Source organism: Ignavibacterium sp. (assembly GCF_025998815.1).
Classification (GTDB): Bacteria; Bacteroidota; Ignavibacteria; order Ignavibacteriales; family Ignavibacteriaceae; genus Ignavibacterium.
On sequence record NZ_AP026678.1, the window covers coordinates 3,036,125 to 3,055,787 of the forward strand.

Sequence of the window (19,663 nt, forward strand, 5' to 3'; positions counted from 1 at the left end):
GTTCTTATCTAATTTTTATAGATACACATCTCTTTCACCGGCATCAACTTTTTGAATCATTTCTTCTGTTCTTCTTTTTGTTGCACCGGAAAGTTTTCTAAGTTCATTATCAATAAAATGTTTCCCAATCATTCTTGTTTCTTCAGAAGCGAAATCATTAAGATACTCTTCAAAAGTTGCCATAGCATTTGGAACGCATATCTTTCCTATGTTTCCGGTTTTTGCAAGTTCCATAAATCTGTCGCCGGTTCTGTTTGAGCGATAACAAGCGGTGCAGAAACTTGGCATATAACCAAGTGAAGTTATATCCTTCACAACTTCATCAAGACTTCTGTGATCACCAAGCTGGAATTGCTCAAGTTCATGTTCATCAAGACTTTCCTGGGATTCTTTATAAGCACCCGGAGCAGTTCTGCTTCCGGCACTTATTTGAGAAACACCAACTTCAAACAATTCACGACGAAGTTCAGGTCTTTCGCGTGTAGAGAGAATAATTCCAGTATATGGAACCGAAAGTCTGATAACAGCAACAATTTTTTTAAAAGATAAATCGTCAACTGCGTGAGGTGGATTCATTGCTGCAGGCGCATTAAGTGCTGGTTCAAGTCGTGGAATTGAAATTGTATGCGGGCCAATTCCATATTTAAAATCTAAGTCGGCAGCGTGCATTAGAAGAGCCAGGGTTTCGAAACGATGGTCAGTTAATCCGAATAAAGCACCGATTCCAACATCATCAATTCCTGCCTGAAGTGCTCTGTCCATCGCATAAAGTCTCCATGCGAAGTCTGATTTCGGTCCGGACGGATGCATTTCTTTATAAGTTTTATAATGATATGTTTCCTGAAAACACTGATAAGTTCCAATTCCGAAACTTTTTAGTAATTTAAAATCGTTCAAAGTAAGCGGTGCAGTATTAACATTAAGCCGTCTGATATTATTTCCGTTGATGTTTATACTATAAATTCTTGATATAGCTTCACCTAAAAATTCCATACTTGCTTTTTTAGGATGCTCGCCAGCAACAAGCAGAATTCTTTTCTGTCCTGTAAGAACGAGGTATCTTGCTTCTTCTTCAATCTCATCAACAGTTAATGTTCGTCTCTTTAATTCTTTATTATCCTTTCTGAATGCACAGTAAAGACAATTATTTACACAAAGGTTAGTTACATAAAGTGGTGCGAAAAGAACAAGTCTGTTTCCATAGATTTTTTCTTTTACTTCTTTTGCTTTGTGAAAAAGTTCATCTAAAAGCTCGGGGTCAGAAATATTCAGTAACGCAGCGCTCTCTCTTAATGTTAATCCTTTAGCATCTGATGCTTTCTGAATTATTTCGCGCTGAAGATTTTTATCGTTCAGTTTTTCATCTTCTAATAGAGAATTGATATATGATTCGTTTATAAACTCCATAATTCCCTCGGAATATTAGTTCTAATAAGTAGTGCCTTTTTCTTTGCACTGTTGAATTAATCTGTTCAACCACTTGATGCAACTATGATACCACAGAAAGGTTAAAAAATTTTTATCAGATAACATTCATTTATGAATTATTCTTAAAAAAGAGAAATGCTTTTTCATGATTTGATATTGTTTAATAAATGTGAAAGATATTATGCGTTTATTACCTACAAAATGCACTAGTAAAACTCAAATCTTGTGGAACACTATTTGAAATTTCTGGAAATACTTATGAGAACAGAAAATGACATATTTGGTTCAGTTCAATTACTAGATAAATTATTGTATGGAATTCATACTTACAGAGCGATTCATAACTTCCCGTCAAGCGGTGAAAGAATAAATCCACATTTAATTAAAGCTTATCTGCAGGTCAAACTTGCTGCCGCAGAGACAAATTATAAAGTTGGACTTCTTCAACTAAACAAATATAAATTCATCGTTGAAGCTATTGACAGATTAATCGACGAGACAAATGATGCTATTGAAGGAAAGTCTCTTCTTATTTACGACAAGATTGTTGTTGATCCTTATCAGGGCGGTGCGGGAACTTCGCTTAATATGAATATTAATGAAGTTATTGCTAATACTGCAATCGCTCTTTCCGGAAGAAATTACGGGGAATATTATTTTATTCATCCCATCGATGATGTTAATCTTTCTCAATCTACTAATGATACTTTCCCGACTGCTTTCAAGATTGCTTCAATTAATCTTTTGAGAGAGTTGACTGATGCATTTGCTTTTCTCCAGATAGAATTACAAAAGAAGGAAAAAGAATTTAGCGGAGTAATTAAGCTTGCACGAACTCAATTACAGGATGCAGTTCCAATTAGTTTGGGACAGGAGTTTGGTGCTTTTGCTCAGGCAATTGCCAGAGACAGATGGAGATTATATAATGGTGAAGAAAGACTTCGTTCGGTAAATCTTGGCGGAACTGCAGTTGGTAATTCAATAAATGCACACAGAGATTATGTTCTTAATGTTTGTTCAGAACTTAAAAAAATTACAGGATTACCAATTGCTAAATCTGAAGATTTAATTGATTCAACTCAGAACATTGATGTTTTCGTTGAGGCACACGGACTTGTAAAAGCAGGAGCAACATCTCTGATAAAAATTTGTAATGATCTTCGTTTACTTTCAAGTGGACCCTTAGGCGGGATTGGCGAAATTATTTTACCCGAAATGCAAGCAGGATCTTCAATAATGCCGGGTAAAGTAAATCCGGTAATTCTGGAAAATACAATCCAGATTGCAGAACTTGTAAAAGGTCACGATATTGTAATTACCAATCTTGTTGGAAGTGGAAATTTAGAACTGAATGCATTTCTGCCGGCAATATCTCATTTATTTCTTAAATCTTTAACTCTTATGAAAGTTGCTTTGTACAATTTAACAGAAAAATGTATTAAAGGCATCAAGGCAAACAAAGTTAGATGCAGAGAAAATTTGTTAAGATCTTCTGCTTTAGCAGCAATTCTAGTTAATGAATTTGGTTATGATAAAATTTCTGAATGGGTAAAAGAAGCTTATAAAAATAATGTTGCTTTTATTTCTTTTTTGAAAGAAAAAAATCTTATTGATGAACAAAAATTAAGTGAAATAATTAATCGTGAAATAGGTGTAAACATTGAGTAAAGTAGCAGAAGCAAATCGTCCCCATATAGCAATTGTCGGAAGAAGAAATGTAGGTAAATCTTCTTTAGTAAATGCTCTTCTTGGTCAGGACTTGTCAATAGTATCTGATGTTCCAGGTACAACAACCGACCCTGTCAAAAAAGCATTCGAGCTTTTACCTTACGGACCAGTTGTGTTAGTTGATACCGCCGGAATTGACGACGAAGGTGAACTCGGTCAAAAGAGAATAAGTAAGACTATTAAAATCCTTTCACAATCTGATTTTGCACTTGTCGTTCTCGATGCACGAGAACAATTACAAAGTAAAGAGTTGGAATTGTTAGCGTATCTTGATAAAATTTCTGTCAACTACATAGTTGCAATAAATAAAATTGAATATGGAGTTAATCCACAGTTACTTAATGAACTCAAGGAACTTCGCATTACCCACTTTGAAGTTTCATGCAAAGAGAAAGTTGGAATTGATGAATTAAAAAGAAAAATGATTCGGATGCTTCCTGCTGAAATTGAACCACCACTAATAAGTGATATTGTTTCGCAAGGTGATGTCGTTGTAATGGTTGTTCCAATTGATTTGGGCGCACCAAAAGGAAGATTGATTTTACCTCAGGTACAAACTATTCGTGAAGCACTTGATGAAGACACAATAGTAATTGTTTGTAAGGATAAAGAACTCCGTTCAACACTTGATAATCTGAAAAACTATCCTGATTTGGTTATTACCGATAGCCAGGCAGTAATGAGGGTTGCGGCAGATGTTCCGGAAAAAGTAAAGCTTACTACATTTTCAATTTTAATGGCGCGGCATAAAGGTGATCTTCCGACCTTTGTGAGAGGATTAAAAAGAGTTGAAGAACTTGAGAATGGTGATAAAGTTTTAATAGCAGAAGCTTGCACACATCACGCTCAGGCAGATGATATCGGTACTGTTAAAATTCCAAGATGGCTACGAAATCATACGAAAAAGGATTTGCAGATTGATATTGCGCACGGTGCTGATTATCCTGAAAATCTTTCCGATTATAAACTAATTATTCATTGCGGCGGATGCATGCTCACAAGACGAGCAATGTTAACCAGAATGAATGAAGCAAAACTTTTAGATGTACCAATAGTTAATTACGGTGTTCTTATTTCATATATGCACGGAGCAATTCCTCGTGCACTTCGTCCATTTGAAGAAGCAATTACCGAGTGGGAGAGACTGAAAGTTAATCCCAAATAAGTCTTGTAAATATTTTCATCTTCATCAAGTTTATTCAAAGATTTTTTAAACCCTACTAAGTTGTTTTCAATAAGTAAACTCATTGTGTTCCACCGATTCCATTGCTTTGAAATTAAATCTTTTAAATTGTATTTAATCCTCAAGACTTAGTTGTTCTATCTTCTCAAAAATTGTCCGCAACAATATTTTGCTCCACCTCACAAAGTCATTCCTCAATTCAGTAAACAATAATTTGTACCATTATAACGAAATGAGGCAATTTTTTAATATTTTTATTTGTTGATAACATTTTAATTTATTTATGCTTTCCCAATAAATCTTTATTAAATCTTTTTCATATATATATTAAAAATTATCATTGTGGGATTTACTTAATTTCGTACAGTTAAAATAATTTTTTTATGAGAATAACTTATTCAGAATTAAAACCAGAATTTTTAGAATCCTTAATCAGAATTCATCGGGAAACATTTAAGGATCACTACAACTCGCGCCTTGGAAATCATTATACAAAAGAGTATTTGAAATGGCTTAGTACTAAAAATGAATTTGATAGTTTTATTATCTGTGCTTTTGATGAAGATGAAAAAAGAGCGATAGGATATATCTGTGGAGCTCGTTTGGGTTTTCAAAGTAAAATGAATAGGGATTTATTAGTTCCAACAATTTTATCATTTCTTAAAAAGCCCTGGTTAATTTTTGATAAAAGGTTTTTTCTTTTTCTTGCTCCAAAATTCAGAACGCTGATTGGTAAGGAAGAATATTCTGAAATAAGTAAGTATGAACAACAGCTAAAACAACCAATTTATAGCGTTATTAGTTTTGGTATTGATTCAAGTTTTAAGTCCGGGATGAACCTTGGTTTTTTCATACTTGAAGATTTATATAAAAAATTTTTTGAGGAGTTAAAGAAAAGAAATGTCGGAACTGTTCGAGCGACTATCAGAAAGAATAATCAAAACATCATCAAATATTACACAATGAAAAAATGGACCCAATCCCCAATTGAAGGTGATAGTCAAACAATTTTCTTTTATAAAGAGGTCAGTTCAAAATAATCGGGCAATTCAAATTCTTTATCTGAAATGTTTAATAACCATTTATTTTCATTTTCTTGTTTAAAGCCAAACTTTTTATAAACATCTCTGCAAGGTTCATTTTTAGATGTCGGAATAATCTGAGCAGAAATTTTGTTAATATTGTTTTTCTTCCCAAGGTTAATGATGTAATATAAAATCACGTTTTCAATCTCCCGTCCTATGACTCTGCAACTCATAATAAATGAATCAATAAAAACTTCGGATTTATTAGTATTGAACTCAAGAATAAAAACTCCAACAATTCCATTATCTCCGAATTTATCGGAAACAGAAAAAGAATAGATTTTCCACTTGTCAGAATTTCGCATTTGACTAATTTCTGATTCGGTGTAACGCTTAGTCGTAGTGTTAAATTGATTTGTTTTTTGAATTAATTGAACAATTCTCGGGAAGGTAAAATCGTCAATTTCTTTTATTAAAACTTTCATTTGAAGGGAGCGGAGATAGTCTTTGATATCATTGAACGAGTTTTCGAGTTTTTTTCGTTCTGAGTTTAATCGGTATGTTTCATTTCTTTTAAAGTCATCATCAGTGAGTTGATGAAAATTAAAATAATCAAGTTCTCTGAGGAAACTAGTATAGAGCGAAGGGTCTTCCGGCAATTCGGGAACTTCAACCTGAGGCAGTTGTTGCTTGATTAATTCTCTTTCGAATTTTGAATCATCAAGAAAAACAATACTATCTAAACCGATATTAAGTTCTTCAGCAGTTTCAATTAAATTTTCAGCTTTGTTGTTCCAATTAATTTTTTTTATTGCAAAATGTTCGGGTTTCAAAACCATATATGGATGTTTATCAAACACTTCCTGAACCGCATTTTCTGAATTTTTACTACAAATACTTAGAATGATTCCCTGTTTAAAGTAATTTAACAATGCAAGTTGAAAATCGTAGAACGCTTTCCCAGCACCATCTAAACTTAACCGGATGTTTTCTATTCCGTCTTGTCCGATAATTCCGCCCCATAAAGTATTGTCTAAATCAAGTGCAATGCACTTTTTACGAATTCCTAAATAGGCTTTTAGATGTGATAAATAAAGATTCGTAAATTCTTCAATACCTTTTTTATTCCACCTGAACTTTGCCAGATAATATAATCTGTAATCAAATATATTTTTCTGACCATGCTTGTTAATCAACCCATTCACATTTACAATTCGGATGTTTCTGAAAATTGTGGTTAAATCCAAAAGTCTGTTATTCAGTTGATTGATAAAAGATTCCAAACCGAAATAATTATATTCAAGCGTACCAAAGCTGAGAGATGAATCGAGAAAAAAGTTATCAATAAAAATCATGGAAGTGGGAAGTTTTTTTGCAACTGCTTTGATTGAATCGAATAGCTGATCAATCTGATTTTTAGCTTGTTCAGAGATTGGCGGATTGTTTTTTATATCAATGTGTGAGGTCAAATAATAGTTTATATCAACACTTAAAAAAACAATTTCCGGTTTGCTTTGATACAACTTCGAATTAGAGTCTAAAATTTCAGTCAGATATTGATTAAATCCGGGATAAATAATTTCAAAATCAATTGAATTGTTATTTAATTTTTTTTTGAATGAATCGAATAATAATTCAATCGAGTAATTTGATAAGAAATAAATTTTCAATTTAGATTTTCCGGGGTTTAGTTATTACTAATCTTTGATTCAAGTAATTTCTGTAAATCTCCGACATTTTTAATCGATAGAATTTCTTCTGTTAAAAATTTAACTCCGAATTCTTCTTCAATACTTAAGATTATTGTAAAATTTTTTAAAGAATCCCAACCGGGGACTTGATTTGCCTGAGTTTCTTCTTTCAATTCGAATTCTGACAAATTAAGCTCTCGAAGAATAATACTTTTAAGTTTTTCTGAAATCATTAATTGCCCGATAGTTAATAAATATTTCTCCCTTAAAAATAAAACTAAATGCTAAGTTCTTCAATTCATAAACTTTCGGTTTATGATAAGACTTTTTTATTTTGTCGTTAAATATTTTAAAAGTTAATGAATTTCAAATTTCATCATATCGGTATAGTAGTAAACTCAATTGAGCAATATGAAAAACAAATGCTTCCGAACAAAAAGGTCAGGGAAGTAATAGATAAAATTCAGAACTCGAAACTTGCCTTATATGAAAACTTTAATGAATCATATATTGAGCTTATTGAACCGTTAAATGAAAATTCAACATCCTTCAATTCGCTCAAAAAATTCGGAAATCATCTAAATCATCTATGCTATAAGGTTGGACCATTCTCAGAACTTGAAAATTTTATGAGAGACAGGAAATGGATAAAAGTTTTTGGTCCCGTTCCCGCCGCTTTATTTGAAAATCAAAAAGTAGTTTTTTACCTCAATCGAAATTCACAACTTATAGAATTTATCATATCTGAATAATTATTTTTTAAAGTAAATCCTTCTTATCAGGAATTATGATTTTCCATATAGGATATTAATCACAAAATAATTCCTCAATTCAGTAAACTACTTCTCACTTACAAGAAAATTTATTTGCTGATTACAAAGTGTTGATTTGAAATTTTTATTTAAAAAAATCTTTTTTTTGTTAACTGATGGCATTTAATATGACAAAATCCAGTGACTGCGATTTAACTAATTGAGGACAAAATGCACAAACAAATTTTTGAATCATATCAACCGCTTGACAGAAGTAGTCTGATTCCGCTTCTTCAGGATATTCAGAATATTTATGGCTATTTACCTGAAAACGCATTAAGAGATATTTCAGACTTTGTTGGAGTTCCTTTAAGCAGAGTTTACGGAGTTGCAACTTTTTACAATCAGTTCAGATTAACTCCATTAGGGGAAAACATTATTCGTGTCTGCAGAGGAACTGCATGTCATGTTAAAAACTCAGCAAATATTCTTTATGCACTTGAGAGCGAACTCGGAATTAAAGCAGGAGAAACTACCCGCGATAAGCAATTCACAATCGAAGTTGTTAATTGTATCGGTGCTTGCTCAATCGCACCTGTAATTCTGGTTAATGATGATTATCACGGAAGGATAACCGTTAAAGACATTCCAAAAATTTTAAAGAAATATCAAACTGCACCGGCAAGTAAAAAGCCCGAGAAAGCAGAGGTGGCAGAATGAAAAACTTTGATCAGCTATGTTGTGAAAAATGCTGGCACACACCGCAAAATCCTTGTGAACATTTTATTCAGTGCTGCACAGAAGGTCCACTTTGTCACAGCGATGAGAAATGTCGGATTGAAATTTCATCATTAAGAAAGAGATTGCGATATGAAGAACACGAACTTCCAATCATAATAATTGGAATGGGAACTTGCGGACTTGCTTCTGGTGCCGGAAAAGTTAAAGAGGCAATTCAGGAGGAATTAAAAAAATTAAACATTGAAGCTATCGTTGAATCAACAGGATGTATTGGTTATTGTGCTGTTGAACCAATTGTAGATGTCAAACTTCCTGGTGAAGACAGAGTTTCTTACTGCGAAATAATTCCCAAAATAGTTCCTAAGTTTTTACATACTGTGTTGGTTGAAAAGAAAATCTTCAAAGAAAAACTTTTGGGAACTCACGGCAAAACAAATCATGATGCAAGAAACATAAATGAAATTCCATTCTTCGAATTTCAGAGAAAAATTGTTTTATCAAATTGTGGAGTAATAAATCCTGATTCAATTGATACCTACTTAGCTTATGGTGGTTTCAAAGCTTTTGACAGAGTTGTGAGATTGATGAAACCCGAAGAAGTTATTAAAGAAATTTCTATCAGTGGATTAAGAGGCAGAGGTGGTGGAGGTTTTCCAACGGGAAAGAAATGGGAATTAGCTCATAAACAAACAGCAGATCAGAAATATTTAATTTGTAATGCTGATGAAGGTGATCCTGGTGCATTTATGGATCGTTCACTTCTTGAAAGTGATCCTTTCAGAGTAATTGAAGGAATGATGATTGCTGCTTATGCAATCGGAGCTTCGCAAGCTTACATTTATTGTCGTGCCGAATATCCGCTTGCAATTGAAAAACTTCAGAATGCAATTAACCTTTGTGAAAGATATGGAATTCTCGGAAACAACATTCTTAACACGGGATTTTCACTTCACATTAAAATTAAAAAAGGAGCAGGTGCTTTTGTTTGTGGTGAAGAAACAGCACTGATAGCTTCTATCGAAGGTAAAAGAGGAATGCCAAGACCTCGTCCACCATATCCTGTGCAAGCCGGACTTTGGGGTAAACCAACAGTTATAAATAATGTTGAGACTTTTGCTAATGTTCCTCCTATCATAATGATGGGCGGACAAGAGTTTGCAAAAATCGGAACGGATAAATCTAAAGGCACAAAAGTTTTTGCACTTAGTGGTAATGTTAAAAACACCGGTCTTGTAGAAGTACCGATGGGAACAACTCTGGCAGATGTTGTTTTCAAAATTGGTGGTGGAATTCCAAATGGAAAAGAATTTAAGGCAGTTCAGATTGGAGGACCATCAGGTGGTTGCATTCCTGAACATCTGATTGATACACCGGTTGATTACGAATCACTCAAGGAAATTGGTGCGATGATGGGTTCGGGTGGATTTGTTGTAATGGATGAAGATACCTGTATGGTTGATGTTGCAAAATACTTTTTAACATTCATTCAGCAGGAAAGTTGTGGTAAGTGTGTTCCTTGTCGTGAAGGAACAAAAAGAATGCTTGAAATTATTGAAAGAATTCCTCAGCGATATTCATCCGGCAAAGATAAGAATGAACAGTTGTTAAGATTTAAAGGAATGATTCACTTACAGAGACTCGCTGATGTAATTAAAGATACTTCACTGTGTGGATTAGGACAATCAGCACCAAATCCTGTTTTATCCGGATTAAGATATTTCCGTGAAGAATATGAAGAACATTTATACGATAGAAGATGTTCTGCCGGAGTTTGTAAAGAACTTCTTACTTTCACAATTGATAATGAGAAATGCACCGGATGTGGAATCTGTTTGAGAAAATGTTCGGTCGAAGCAATTGTGGGAGAAAAAGGTCAGGCACATTATATACTTGATGAAAAGTGTATTAAGTGCGGAATGTGTGTAGAAAACTGTCGATTCGAAGCGATAAATGTTAATTAATTTGAAAATTTCATTCTGAGTAATCCATCAAAGGATTACGAAGAATCTTCTGAAACTTAAATGATATGAAACTTTTGATAGCTCAGGATTCTTCGCTTCGCTCAGAATGACAATAGAATCAAAAGAAAATTTCGGAGTAACAAATGGTTCAGTTAACAATAAACGGAATAAAAGTAAATGCAGAAGAAGGAATGACAATTCTTGATGCTGCAAAGTCTGTTGGAATTACAATTCCAACTTTATGTCATATGAAAAACTTATTTCCATCCGGAGCTTGCAGAATATGTTCTGTTGAAGTTGAAGGATTTAAAGGATTAACACCTGCCTGTGCTTATCCCGTTTCCGATGGATTAGTTGTTGAAACAGATTCGCCTCGTGTAAGAAGAGCAAGAAAAACTATTGTTGAATTACTTGTGGAAAATCATCCGCAGGATTGTTTAATCTGCGTAAGAAATAAAAATTGTGAGTTGCAGGATTTATCCGAGAGATACGGAGTTCGTGAGCATCGTTATGTTGGTGAAACAAAATCTCACGCAATTGATATCTCAAGCGCTTCGATGGAAAGAGACCCTGCAAAATGTATTCTCTGCGGCAGATGCGTTCGTGCTTGTCACGAAGTTCAAAAAATCGGTGCGATTGATTTTACGAAAAGAGGATTTGCATCAATCGTTACAACTCCTTACAACAAAGGATTGAATGTAAGCGATTGTATTCTTTGCGGACAATGTATTCTTGTATGTCCAACAGCAGCATTAAGAGAAAAAAGCTCTGTAAAGGAAGTAGCTTCTGCACTTTACGACAGAAAAAAATATTGTATCGCTCAGGTTGCGCCTGCTGTTCGTGCTTCAATTGGTGAAGAATATAATATGCCTTTAGGTACGGATGTTACTGGTTTACTTGTTACCGGACTTCGTCGCCTCGGCTTCAAAAAAGTTTTTGATACAAACTTTGCCGCTGACTTAACAATTATGGAAGAAGCTTCCGAATTAATTAACAGAATTCAGAATGGCGGTTCACTACCGATGTTTACAAGCTGCTGTCCCGGTTGGGTTAAATATGCTGAGATGAACAATCCCGAAATACTTGATCATATTTCAACCTGTAAATCTCCACACGAAATGGAGGGAGCAGTTCTTAAAACCTATTATGCAAGAAAAATGGGAATTGATCCAAAAGATATTTTTGTCGTTTCGATAATGCCTTGCACAGTTAAGAAATATGAATCCGCCAGACCTGAACTGAAAGAAGAAGTTCTGCCTGATGTTGATGCTGTTCTGACAACAAGAGAGTTAGTTCGCTTCTTCAAAATTGCAGGAATTGATTTTAATGATTTGCCTGAAAGTGAATTTGATAATCCGCTGGGAGAATCAACCGGAGCTGCTGCAATATTCGGAACAAGCGGTGGTGTAATGGAAGCAGCATTAAGAACTGCTTATTGGAAACTTACAGGAAAAGAACTTGATAAACTTGAGTTTGAAGAAATACGCGGAATGGAAGGCGTTAAAGAAGCAACAGTCAATATCAATGGGATGGATATCAATATCGCAGTGGTGAATGGAATTGGTAATGTTAAGCAGATTGTTGAAGAAGTTGCAGCAGGAAAATCAAAACATCATTTCATTGAAGTGATGGCTTGTCCCGGTGGTTGCATCAACGGTGGCGGACAACCAATTCATCAGAAACCGGAAAAAGTAATGAAACGTGTTAAAGTACTTTATCAGATTGATGAGAATGCAAAGCACAGAAGATCACACGAGAATGAATCAGTTAAGACTTTGTACAGAGAATTTTTCGGTGAACCAAATTCTCACAAAGCTCATGAGATTCTTCATACTGAGTACTTTGATAAGAAAAAGGTTTTAAGAAATTAGATATTATCATAAATGTCATCCTGAGCTTGCTTGACGACAGTCAGGCTTGTCGAAGGATGCAGCTAAGTGTTCCAACTGTCTAATTGGTTAAAGCTCATTTCTCACCAATAAGACACAAAGAGCACTAAGGGACACGAAGGGAAGAATGAATCACGCAATAGTCAGTACAATAAGCGATAGATGTAAAAGATGTTACTCGTGCATAAGAGAATGTCCGGCTGCGGCTATTCGTGTTGTGGATGCTCAGGCGCAGGTTATTGAGGAGCGTTGTATTGCTTGCGGACATTGTGTTAAAGTCTGCTCGCAGGATGCTAAACAAATTTTATCTGAAATTGATCTCGCATTTGAACTCCTTCATACAAACAAAGCAGTTGCAATTGTTGCGCCTTCTTTCGCCGCTTCATTTCCGGAAAATTATAAGAAAGTTCCAACAGCACTGAGGAAACTTGGATTTACTCAGGTAGTTGAAACTGCATTCGGTGCTGATCTTATTGCAAATCATTATTCTGAAATTCTTAAATCAGAAGCTGATAAAACTATTATTAGCTCGGCTTGTCCTGCAGTTGTTAGCTTCATTCAGAAATATTATGTAGAGCTTGTTCCCAATCTTGCAAAAGTTGTTTCACCGATGATTGCGCTTGGCAGATATCTTAAACAGGAATCGGGCGATGAAATCAAAATTGTTTTCATTGGTCCTTGTGTTGCAAAAAAACAGGAAGCTGTTGATGATGAAGTTTATGGAGTGATTGATGCTGTTTTAACATTTCACGAATTAAAAGAAATGTTTGATGAAAAACAGATTGAGATAAATTTACTTGAAGAAAGTGAATTTGATCCTCCACATGCAATGATGGGAAAAGCTTATCCGCTTGCAGGAGGTTTACTTAAAACAACAGATATAAATGATGATGTACTCGAAAAAGATATCATTGTTGTTGAAGGAAAGAAAAAAGTGCTTGAGATAATTGAAGAGATTGCTCATAACAACATCAATGCAAAGTTTACTGACATTCTTTTCTGTGAAGGTTGTATCAGCGGTCCTGCAATTGATACAACTCTGAACTATTACTCACGACGAGAAAAAGTTATTGATTACATCAACGATAAAATTAATAATGTTGATAGAAGAGTCTGGAAAAGTAATCTCTACAATGCAAGAAAATTAAATCTCATAAGAAATTTTAAAGCCGATAATCAGCGGCGGCCAATGCCGAGCGAAGAAAAAATCAGAGAGATACTTGCACAGACAAAAAAGTTCACGCCCAAAGATGAACTCAATTGTGGTGCTTGTGGATATGAAACCTGTCGCGAATATGCTATTGCTATTGCAAAAGGTCTTGCCGAAAAAGAAATGTGTTTGCCTTATCTTATTGATGAACTGAGAAACGCTTATGAAAATTTGAGCAACACTCAGGAACAATTAAGAATAGCAGAGAAGCTTGCATCAATCGGACAGCTGGCTGCTGGTGTTGCACATGAAATTAATAATCCACTTGGCACTATTCTGCTTTATACTTCAATGCTGAAGAAAGAACTTGAAAAATATTATAATGATGATCGATATAAATCTGACTTTGAACTTATCATAGAAGAAGCAAACAGATGTAAAAATATAGTTTCAAATCTTTTGAACTTTGCACGGCAGGGAAAATTAAATCTCAGGGAATTTGATGTTAAAAATTCTGTTGAAGATGTTTTAAAACCTTTTACAGTAAATCCATCTTACAGAAATATTGATTTTATCTTAAATGTTGCCAATAATGATTGTAAGATTATAGCTGATGAAGATCAACTTAAACAAGTTTTTATTAATCTCATTAAAAATGCCTGTGATGCAATGAGTGAGTCTGAAAAGAAAGTACTTACTGTCAATTTGAACTGCACTGATAAAGAAATTACGATTGAATTTTCAGATACAGGCATAGGTATTCCAAAAGAAAATCAAAGTAAAATATTTACTCCTTTCTTCACTACTAAAAGTATTGGGAAAGGAACGGGTTTGGGTCTGGCAATTTCATACGGAATTATTAAAATGCATAAAGGAAATATTACTTTTACTTCCGAAGAAGGTAAAGGAACAATATTCAAAATAACTTTACCGAAGAATCAATTATCAAATGGTTAGAAAAAATTATGGGAGAGATTAATTATGAATGAAAAAAAGAAAATACTTTTAGTTGATGATGACCTCGATCTTCTTGAACAAAATAAAATTCTTATTGAATCAAAAGGTTATGAAGTAATTACTGCAAACAGTGCAAAAGAAGGTTGGGAAATCTTTAAAAAGATAAAACCTGATGCGTGTGTGATAGATTTAATTATGGAGGAGTATGATTCAGGTTTTGTTCTTTGTCATCGTATTAAAAAAGATGAACACGGAAAGAACATTCCTGTTTTCATATTAACTTCTGCAACTTATGACACTGGATTTAAATTCGGTGCATCGACAAGCGAAGAAAGAGAGTGGATAAATGCTGATGAACTGATTAACAAGCCAGTTGTTATTGATGAGTTTGTTCAGAAGCTTGAGAATTATTTTGAATTGAACCAAAGGAAATAGAAAACAGATAACACTGATTCAACTGATTTTCACAGATTTAATCTGCGATAATCAGCCAGATCTGTGTCATCAGTGTGCCATTAACCGGTATGCAGAACGCAAAACCAAAAATATTAGTCGTTGATGATGAGAAAGGTCTTCGCATTGGTGTGCAGCGACTTTTAGAAATGGAAGGTTATGAGGTTGATGTTGCAGAAAACGGAAAGGAAGGGATTGAACTCGGGACGAAGAATGATTATGACATTGCCATCATTGATTTAAAGATGCCTGATATTGAAGGGATTGAAGTTCTTAAAAACATTAAACAAAAATTTCCGAACACAGTTTGTTTTATTGCCACTGCTTTTGCTAGTTATGATACTGCAATTGAAGCAACAAAACTTGGCGCACAAAGTTACATCCCAAAACCTTTCACGCCCGAAGAACTAATTACAGAGATAAAAAACGGTTATCAGAAAAGACAACTGTTACTTGAAGAAGAAAAATGGAGAAAAGAAAGAGAAGAAAGATTACTTGAAGTTGCTTTTGAAAAAACAAGACTTAACACAATTATCAATTCAATAACTGATGGAGTGCTTGTTGTTAACAAAGAAGGTCTTGCTGTTCTCTTTAATCCTGCTGTTTATAAGTTCCTTGAGCTTTCCGAAATAAAAGTTGAAGAATATATTCTTGACAAACTTCGCCCTGAAATACTTGAACTGATAAATAAATTTCTTCTTTCAGATTCGAAAGAAAAAAGGTCTTACACAATTCAATTAGAGGTAAAACCAAATCGTGAATTTTTTATCGAAGCGACTGCTTCACCTGTTTTTCATCCTGGTGATAATCTTGCCGGAGTTGTAATTGTTTTTAAAGATATAACTGAGCTGAAGAAAATTGAGCTGATAAAATCCCAGTTCGTTTCAATGGTTTCTCACGAATTAAAAGCACCGATTGCTGCTGTTTATGGTTTCTTAAAATTGATGATTGATGAAAACATTAAATTGAATGAGGAGCAGAAAAAAGATTATATTCAACGATCAATGGTTCGGCTTGATGGTTTACTGAAAATGGTAAATGATCTTCTTGATATATCAAGAATGGAATTAAAAACAGTGAGAAGAGAAATAAGAAAAATCTGTCTGACTGAAATTATTAAAAACATACTTGAATTGTTCCAGGTTGAAATTCAGAAATCAAATATCACTGTTAATTTTAATTATCAACAGAATAGTTTTTGTATTGATGCAGATGCAGATGAAATAACAAGATTATTCACCAATTTAATCAGTAATGCAATCAAGTATAACAGACCTTCGGGAAGTATAACGATAAGTATCAACCAAACAGGGAACTTCCTTCTCACTGAAATAAAAGACACCGGAATTGGAATGAAAGAAGAAGAGAAGAAAAAACTCTTTTCAGAATTCTTCAGGGCTAAGAATGAATTCACAAAAAATATAAGCGGCACAGGACTCGGATTATCAATCGTAAAACGCATTGTTGATTCATACTCAGGCAAAATTGAAGTTGAATCCGAATATGGTATCGGAACAACATTCAGGATTTATTTGCCTTTGTCAGTGAATTGATTCAGAGTATTACAATTCATTTCTTATTTACAACATTTTTATCTTTGTCTATCAATCACAAAAAGTTAAATCAATGAATTACTGGTTGACGCATTTCGAAAAATCAGGTATGACTGAATCTCCTGATTATTACGCCACACTAAAATATTTCGAGAAGTTCGAAAAGAATTTTCCTTATGTTAAAATCCAGGATATTGGAACGACTCCGCAAGGTAGGAAATTAAAAGTAATAATTGTTTCAAAGGATAAAGCATTTACTCCGCACAAAGCCAGGAAGACTAAAAAAGCAATTGTCCTGATTCAGAATGGAATTCATTCCGGTGAGATTGAAGGTAAAGATGCTTGCATGCTTTTGCTTCGTGAGATTCTTGTTACAAAAGAAAAATCTAATTTGTTGGATAATCTGATTCTTTTAATAATTCCTGTATTAAATATAGATGGACACGAAAGAATAAGTCCATTCAATCGTCCGAATCAAAACGGTCCAAAGCAAATGGGTTGGCGAACAAATGCTCTGAACCTAAATCTCAATCGTGATTATCTTAAAGCTGACACTCCGGAAATCCAATCATTTCTCAAACTGTTTAATGAATGGCTCCCGGATTTTATGATTGATAATCACACAACGAATGGTGCTGATTATCAATATCATGTTACATATGGAATTGAAACTCATCAGAATATTGACCGGAGTTTAGTTCAGTGGATTAAGAATAAATATCTTCCTTATCTTCATAAAAAAGTAGAAGATGATGGATTTATAATTGGGCCTTATATGGAATTCAAAGATGGAACTGTTGAATCCGGAATACTTGATTTACCATCGCCACCAAGACTTTCGCACGGCTACTGTGCTGCTCAAAATCGTGTTTGCCTTCTGGTTGAAACTCACAGCTTGAAACCATTCGCCAATCGTGTGTTTTCTACCAAATCGATGATGGAACATACACTTGAGTTCTTGAATGAAAACTTCAAAGAGATAATGATTATAAATAATCAGGCAGATAAAAATCCTGTTAAAAATTATTTGGTTGAGAAAAAGAAGTTTCCACTTGTACTTGTAAGTAATGGTAAGTTTGAAAAATTCTTATTCAAAGGTTTTGAGTGGTATGATGAATACAGTGAAATCACAGGTTCAACAGTTCGTAAATACACGAACAAACCAATTGAAATAGAAATACCAATTTTCAATCAGGCAAAATCTGCTAAAAAAATATTTGTACCCGAAGCTTATCTTATTCCGCAGGAATTTGAAAATATTATCAGAGTTTTAAAACACCATCATATTAAATTAACTCAATTACAAAGTGATAAAATATTTAAAGTAGAGCGTTACAGATTTAAAAATGTAAATTTTGCACCGCGACCTTATGAAGGCAGACAACTTCCATCTTTCGATACTGTTTGCTTTGAAGAAAATGTTTTATGTCCAAAAGGAACTTATGTTGTTCCGACGAATCAAAGAGCTTTGCGAGTAATAGTAAATCTGCTTGAACCAGATGCACCGGATTCATTTGTTCATTGGGGATTTTTCAACGCATTCTTTGAACGAAAAGAATATGCTGAAGCTTATGTAATGGAACCTTATGCAAAAGTGATGATAGATAATGATCAATCATTGAAAAATGAATTTTACAGAAGATTAGAAGCAGATGAAAAATTCAGAAATAATCCTTTGGAAAGATTAGATTTCTTCTACAGAAAATCTTCATTCTTTGATAAAGGAGAAAATGTATATCCGGTTATGAGACTTATTGATAAATAAAGATTTGATTTTTGATTTATAAAATTTAATCTTTGCTACAAATTATTATTAATGAATCTTATTGCCTGAATAACAAATCGCTCAAGGACAATTTAGATTAAAATATATCAGCACGGAGGAAATATGCTAACAATTCTTTGCGTCTCAAGTTATGAAAAAGGTCATGACTTTATGAAAGAAGCTAAAGCTCAGGGCTGCAGAGTTTTGCTTCTTACATCCAAAAGTCTTGAGAATGCTGACTGGCCAAGAGAAAGTATAGATGATATTTTCTATATACCTGATAAAAACAAAGACTGGAACATGAAAGATGTTATTTACGGAGTTAGCTATCTGGCAAGAACAGAGAAAATTGACAGAATAGTAGCACTTGATGATTTTGATGTTGAACGAGCTGCAGCTCTCAGAGAACATTTAAGAATTGGTGGAATGGGCGATACAACTGCAAGATATTTCCGAGATAAACTTGCAATGAGAATGCGTGCTAAAGAAGTCGGAATTCCTGTTCCTGAATTTGAGCATGTTCTTAACTACAACAAAATTAATGATTTTATCAAGCGAGTACCATTTCCATATATGGTGAAACCAAGATTGCTCGCCGGTTCTTACGGATTAAAGAAAGTTCATAATGAACAGGAGCTTTGGGATAGAATAAATTTCCTTGGCGATGAACAATCATTCTTTCTGATGGAAAGATTTGTACCGGGAAATATTTATCATGTCGATTCAATTGTATATAACTACGAAGTCAAATACGCAGTTGCAAGTCGTTATGGAACTCCGCCTTTTGAAGTTGCACATCAGGGAAGAGTATTTACAAGTAAAACTTTAAATCCTAATGATGAAAAATCAAAACAAGTTCTTGAGTTGAACAAACAATTGTTGAAAGCACTCGGGCTTAAGCAGGGAGTCTCTCATTCGGAATATATTGAGTCATCTGAAGACGGGAAATTTTATTTTCTTGAAACATCAGCAAGAGTAGGCGGTGCAAATCTTTCTGTACTTGTTGAAGCTGCAACAGGGATAAATCTCTGGCGTGAATGGGCTAAAATTGAAATTCTGAATGGTGAAAAAGATTATCAGCTCCCAACACCAAAAAATTATTTCGCGGGAATAATTACTTCTTTGGCAAAACAACAATGGCCTGATTTATCTGTTTATAATGATCCCGAAGTTTACTGGAGATTGAAAAAAGAATACCACGCAGGAATTATTGTCACATCACCTGATGAAAAAAGAAGAGATGAATTGGTGGAACAATACACTCAAAGATTTTATAACGATTTCTTTGCAACAGCAAAAATGGGCGAAAGACCAAGCGATTAAATCCTTTAGTGTAAATAAATTGTAAATACTCTTATTCGCACTTCCTAATTGAACGAAACATTCC

General features: G+C 34.1%; 15 protein-coding genes. 12 read left to right on the plus strand and 3 right to left on the minus strand.

The window, feature by feature from the left end:
- Positions 1 to 15: 15 nt before the first annotated feature.
- Positions 16 to 1,407, minus strand: a complete 1,392-nt coding sequence (gene hydG / locus Q0X14_RS13105; protein WP_297839441.1) for a [FeFe] hydrogenase H-cluster radical SAM maturase HydG — start codon at positions 1,405 to 1,407, stop codon at positions 16 to 18.
- Positions 1,408 to 1,686: 279 nt separating this feature from the next.
- On the opposite strand from hydG, the gene Q0X14_RS13110 reads away from it, so the two are divergent.
- The 3 genes from Q0X14_RS13110 to Q0X14_RS13120 all read left to right on the plus strand — a co-directional run bounded on the left by Q0X14_RS13110 (position 1,687) and on the right by Q0X14_RS13120 (position 5,379).
- Complete coding sequence (locus Q0X14_RS13110; protein WP_297839445.1) at positions 1,687 to 3,096, plus strand: aspartate ammonia-lyase; 1,410 nt, start codon at positions 1,687 to 1,689, stop codon at positions 3,094 to 3,096.
- Complete coding sequence (gene hydF, locus Q0X14_RS13115; RefSeq protein WP_297839449.1) at positions 3,089 to 4,321, plus strand: [FeFe] hydrogenase H-cluster maturation GTPase HydF; 1,233 nt, start codon at positions 3,089 to 3,091, stop codon at positions 4,319 to 4,321. Before Q0X14_RS13110 ends, hydF begins: the two co-directional genes overlap by 8 nt.
- Before the next feature lie 401 nt (positions 4,322 to 4,722).
- A complete protein-coding gene (locus Q0X14_RS13120; RefSeq protein WP_297839452.1) occupies positions 4,723 to 5,379 on the plus strand; it encodes a hypothetical protein in 657 nt (218 codons plus the stop codon).
- On the opposite strand, the gene Q0X14_RS13125 is transcribed toward Q0X14_RS13120, so the two are convergent.
- Entirely contained in the window at positions 5,355 to 7,034 is a 1,680-nt protein-coding gene (locus Q0X14_RS13125; RefSeq protein WP_297839454.1) for an HAD family hydrolase, read from the minus strand. The genes Q0X14_RS13120 and Q0X14_RS13125 overlap by 25 nt on opposite strands.
- A gap of 17 nt (positions 7,035 to 7,051) precedes the next feature.
- Positions 7,052 to 7,243: an acyl carrier protein gene (locus tag Q0X14_RS13130; RefSeq protein ID WP_297839457.1), complete on the minus strand. Its 192-nt coding sequence runs from the start codon at positions 7,241 to 7,243 to the stop codon at positions 7,052 to 7,054.
- 171 nt (positions 7,244 to 7,414) lie between these two features.
- Between Q0X14_RS13130 and Q0X14_RS13135 the strand changes: the two genes are divergently transcribed.
- The 9 genes from Q0X14_RS13135 to Q0X14_RS13175 all read left to right on the plus strand — a co-directional run bounded on the left by Q0X14_RS13135 (position 7,415) and on the right by Q0X14_RS13175 (position 19,599).
- Entirely contained in the window at positions 7,415 to 7,807 is a 393-nt protein-coding gene (locus Q0X14_RS13135; protein WP_297839459.1) for a VOC family protein, read from the plus strand.
- A 231-nt stretch (positions 7,808 to 8,038) separates the two neighbouring features.
- Entirely contained in the window at positions 8,039 to 8,527 is a 489-nt protein-coding gene (gene nuoE / locus Q0X14_RS13140) for an NADH-quinone oxidoreductase subunit NuoE (RefSeq protein WP_297839462.1), read from the plus strand.
- Complete coding sequence (locus Q0X14_RS13145; RefSeq protein WP_297839464.1) at positions 8,524 to 10,509, plus strand: NADH-quinone oxidoreductase subunit NuoF; 1,986 nt, start codon at positions 8,524 to 8,526, stop codon at positions 10,507 to 10,509. Before nuoE ends, Q0X14_RS13145 begins: the two co-directional genes overlap by 4 nt.
- 143 nt (positions 10,510 to 10,652) lie before the next feature.
- Positions 10,653 to 12,380, plus strand: coding sequence for an NADH-dependent [FeFe] hydrogenase, group A6 (locus Q0X14_RS13150; RefSeq protein ID WP_297839466.1), 1,728 nt, complete (start codon positions 10,653 to 10,655; stop codon positions 12,378 to 12,380).
- Positions 12,381 to 12,525: 145 nt separating this feature from the next.
- Positions 12,526 to 14,505, plus strand: a complete 1,980-nt coding sequence (locus tag Q0X14_RS13155) for a [Fe-Fe] hydrogenase large subunit C-terminal domain-containing protein (protein WP_297839469.1) — start codon at positions 12,526 to 12,528, stop codon at positions 14,503 to 14,505.
- 24 nt (positions 14,506 to 14,529) lie between these two features.
- Complete coding sequence (locus Q0X14_RS13160) at positions 14,530 to 14,940, plus strand: response regulator (RefSeq protein ID WP_297839472.1); 411 nt, start codon at positions 14,530 to 14,532, stop codon at positions 14,938 to 14,940.
- Between the two features lie 89 nt (positions 14,941 to 15,029).
- Positions 15,030 to 16,511, plus strand: a complete 1,482-nt coding sequence (locus Q0X14_RS13165; protein WP_297839474.1) for a response regulator — start codon at positions 15,030 to 15,032, stop codon at positions 16,509 to 16,511.
- Between the two features lie 73 nt (positions 16,512 to 16,584).
- A complete protein-coding gene (locus Q0X14_RS13170; RefSeq protein ID WP_297839477.1) occupies positions 16,585 to 18,276 on the plus strand; it encodes a M14 family metallopeptidase in 1,692 nt (563 codons plus the stop codon).
- Positions 18,277 to 18,399: 123 nt separating this feature from the next.
- Entirely contained in the window at positions 18,400 to 19,599 is a 1,200-nt protein-coding gene (locus Q0X14_RS13175) for an ATPase (RefSeq protein WP_297839480.1), read from the plus strand.
- The last annotated feature ends 64 nt before the right edge of the window (positions 19,600 to 19,663 follow it).

Coding starts and splice junctions, on each gene's coding strand:
- Q0X14_RS13155 (WP_297839469.1), top strand. CDS start 12,526: ATGAATCACGCAATAGTCAGTACAATAAGCGATAGATGTAAAAGATGT.
- Q0X14_RS13165 (WP_297839474.1), top strand. CDS start 15,030: ATGCAGAACGCAAAACCAAAAATATTAGTCGTTGATGATGAGAAAGGT.
- nuoE (WP_297839462.1), top strand. CDS start 8,039: ATGCACAAACAAATTTTTGAATCATATCAACCGCTTGACAGAAGTAGT.
- Q0X14_RS13175 (WP_297839480.1), top strand. CDS start 18,400: ATGCTAACAATTCTTTGCGTCTCAAGTTATGAAAAAGGTCATGACTTT.
- Q0X14_RS13110 (WP_297839445.1), top strand. CDS start 1,687: ATGAGAACAGAAAATGACATATTTGGTTCAGTTCAATTACTAGATAAA.
- Q0X14_RS13120 (WP_297839452.1), top strand. CDS start 4,723: ATGAGAATAACTTATTCAGAATTAAAACCAGAATTTTTAGAATCCTTA.
- Q0X14_RS13170 (WP_297839477.1), top strand. CDS start 16,585: ATGAATTACTGGTTGACGCATTTCGAAAAATCAGGTATGACTGAATCT.
- Q0X14_RS13160 (WP_297839472.1), top strand. CDS start 14,530: ATGAATGAAAAAAAGAAAATACTTTTAGTTGATGATGACCTCGATCTT.
- Q0X14_RS13135 (WP_297839459.1), top strand. CDS start 7,415: ATGAATTTCAAATTTCATCATATCGGTATAGTAGTAAACTCAATTGAG.
- Q0X14_RS13145 (WP_297839464.1), top strand. CDS start 8,524: ATGAAAAACTTTGATCAGCTATGTTGTGAAAAATGCTGGCACACACCG.
- Q0X14_RS13150 (WP_297839466.1), top strand. CDS start 10,653: ATGGTTCAGTTAACAATAAACGGAATAAAAGTAAATGCAGAAGAAGGA.
- hydG (WP_297839441.1), bottom strand. CDS start 1,407: ATGGAGTTTATAAACGAATCATATATCAATTCTCTATTAGAAGATGAA.